The sequence below is a fragment of the Sphingobacterium sp. UBA7253 genome (genome assembly GCF_002472745.1).
Lineage (GTDB): Bacteria > Bacteroidota > Bacteroidia > Sphingobacteriales > Sphingobacteriaceae > Sphingobacterium > Sphingobacterium siyangense.
This window is the reverse complement of the sequence record NZ_DKSP01000100.1, coordinates 1-3,208: the sequence shown is the minus strand read 5'-3', so window position 1 is coordinate 3,208 and position 3,208 is coordinate 1. Positions and strand designations below refer to the sequence as shown.

The window sequence follows — 3,208 nt, the reverse complement described above, 5'->3', positions numbered from 1 at the left end:
GAAAATTAAATGTAAATTTAAAGGATTAAAACGTGGTTTAGATACCATAATGGATTTGTAAATTACATCATTATCTATCAACCTCTAAATTTAACACAGAACGTTGTACCCACGCTGAGATTGCTTTCTACAGTAACCTTGGCATCAAGACGATCCGCTATACGTTTGACGATGGAAAGTCCAATCCCCGATCCTTCAAAGCCCTGCGAATTTGACAGCCGTTTAAAAATGTCAAATATATTACTGTCATCCTGAATATCCATTCCAATGCCATTGTCTTTAATATAATAGTAAACTGAATGGCCGTGTTTTTCACTATAAACTTCCACCCTTGGTTGATCTTTTTTACTGCTATATTTTACCGCGTTGCCGATCAGATTTAAAAACAGCTGATATAACAGTGTTCTTTCCCCGAGAATGGGCCAGGTCTCCCCTAAGACAAATTCCAAACTTGTACTGTCAAACTGCTGCTTGCAACTTTCGAGAATATTAAGAATTTTGTTTCGAGGATCGATCAGTTCTGTTTTGAATGCTACATAATTAGACTGTGTGAGTTGATAAACCTTATCCATCATTTCTGTTATCAGTCCAGTCGCATCGATGATATTCGTTGCCATTTTTCGCAACATCTCTTTCGGAAGATCATCTTTCATCAACATCATCTGTGCAGCAAGCTTTATGGAAGAAAGAGGGTTTTTAAGATCATGAGTCAATGTATAGCCAAACGTATCTAAGGCATTGTTTGATCTTACGAGCTCCTTATTGAGCTGAGCAATCTCCCCGCCCCGTTGCGCAATAGCCTGTTGGGTTATTTGTGCAACTTTTTCAATGAAGGAAAGCTCCGTTTTTTTCCATTTAATAGACTTGCCTTTCATCGTTTCACGCCAGGCTTCAAATGATGTCCTGGGTGACGGAAACTCTATTTCCCTTTCGGGATCGTAATGATATATTTTTTCCGGTCTCCCTGCCCACACATCTTCATATACGTGCTCTTTCCGGAATAAATAGATGTACCATTTATTGCTGGGAAGAATATTTATCCGTAAAATACCAGGAAATATGAGCGATTGTGCTGAGTGGGCCCTATCAGGAACAAAATTTGATGTGAAAAATAAGTCACTCTCGCCCTGTTTTTCTATATACAGATCAATCTGTCGTTGCTCTAATTCTGTCGGTACTTCACCCCAAGTTTTGGAACCACGGTCATGTTTGATTACCAATCCGTCTGCCTCAACTATTTCCAAAATTTGCGGAGCGAAGCGTTCAAGCACCATTCCGATATCATTGTTCACCAATAATTCAGACTTCAGGTCACGTTCCATAACCCCCATAATAGTCTGGGCGACAAGACTTTCCCTTTGATATTCTGAAAGGTAATAATTTATAGCGTACTGCGTTAAGAAGGCGCATAAGTGACGTTGGGCAAGGTCCACATTCAAAGGTAGACTATTCTGGCAGGCCACAAGTCCCCAGAGTCTTCCCTCGATAACGATAGAAAAACTGGCACTGGCACGTGCACCCGCATTCTTAAGATACTGTAAATGCACGGGAGACAACGCTCTGAGGCTACAACGAGTCAGGTCTACTTCACTTGCCTCCAGGCCCTGTATAGCAATAGTTGGTGCCTCAATATCTGCTACATGGCGTGCAGGGAATTTAACATATAGCGCGCGTGCTTGTGCCGGAATATCAAATTCTGGATAACGGTACCCCATCAATGAGGTCATCCCGTCTGCAATGGACTCTGCAATTACCTGTCCGCTATTGTCCTCTTCGAAACGGTATACCATGACACGATCAAAACCAATAATCTGGCGGATCAGTACAGTCAATGATTGCCAAGCATTACCATGACGCTCTTCAAGGTATTTCGCATAATAGAATAAACGAGTCGCTTTTAATTGATTCTCACTACAAATCTCAATTTCAAGATATGTTTTCTCATCATACCGGTAAATGCTTAGATAATAATCTACATTTTTGATACGGATACGTTCTACAAAACGTGTAAATATCTCCCCTGTGATCTGTTTTTCTATTTCTTTGAGATTCAACTCCGGTTCGGACGATATCAAAGGCAATAGCTGCTCGATCGATCTCCCTAAGATTCCCCTCATAGGAATATCGAGCAATGCAGATAGGTTTTCACTTGCGGCAATACACCCACTCTCATCAAAAATACAAAGGAAACCGAAATATTGGATTTTACCGCATAGTTGGATTTCTTCTTCGTGGCACTCCAGTTGACGCATATTTTGCTAGTTTTTAATCTTTTAATTTACTAATAACAGGAAATTCTCGAAAGAGATAATTTGCCACGCATAATAAAATCTAGCACCCCTCTTCAAACATGTCATATCTAAGGCTAATATAGAAAAAAATAACTACTAAAAGCGGATCAAACGATTGTCCAATAATTATTCAGAATCTGAGTAATCTGGATGGCTGGTATTGAAGCCTATTAATTGGCTATTCGGTGAAAAATAAAAAAGCTAGGTTGGAAAGGTGCCTAGCTTTTAAAACTTTCTTCATGACCGGACAAGCAGTCTGTATTTAATTAACAATACTTTTTACGACTTTGTTTGGATTATCTTGGATATTACTCAATTAAAGTATAAATAACGTCATATAAAGAATTCGAAAGAATTTAAGCGATCGGCGAAATTTTTATACGGTTTTATATTATTGGCTAATAGATTAAGAAGTCCTGAAGCAAAACGCCACAAAACTCATAATGAACTAATTACAACAAAACACGTATAAACCACATTTTCCGTAATATTTACGCAAAGATAGGATGTTAATCTTTAGTTAGTAAAACTATTCATCAGTAAATCTTGTCATTTAAACATTGTCACTAAATAAATAATATTATGATTTCAAACAAAACATTATTCGCTTCATTAGCGACTGCAGCAATTCTAGTTTCATGTAACAATCAAACACCACAAGAAAAAGCAACCGAGCACATGGAAAATGCGGAGGAAAAAGCAGCTGACGCTAATGAAGAGGCCATGAAAACCTCAGAAGATGCTGCAACAAAAGATGCGGAAGCAGTCGTTTATTCAGATAAAGCCGCGGCCAATGCAGCAATTGCTTCAGTGACTGCCCCAGTACTCTCCAATGCTAAAGCTAAAGAGCTTTATACAAAGCTAGGCAAAACCTGGGTAGACCGTATCAATGCAGAAACTGCAGAAAAAGCATTGGA

General features: G+C 38.9%; 2 protein-coding genes. One reads left to right on the top strand and one right to left on the bottom strand.

Going from position 1 to position 3,208, the window contains the following annotated elements; translation table 11 throughout:
- Positions 1–77: 77 nt before the first annotated feature.
- Positions 78–2,252 (bottom strand): ATP-binding protein, encoded by a 2,175-nt coding sequence (locus B2X72_RS09690; protein WP_088161473.1) that lies wholly within the window; start codon positions 2,250–2,252, stop codon positions 78–80.
- Positions 2,253–2,873: 621 nt separating this feature from the next.
- Between B2X72_RS09690 and B2X72_RS09685 the strand changes: the two genes are divergently transcribed.
- Positions 2,874–3,208 (top strand): hypothetical protein (locus B2X72_RS09685; protein ID WP_286849379.1); only part of this gene is annotated, 335 nt, incomplete at its 3' end.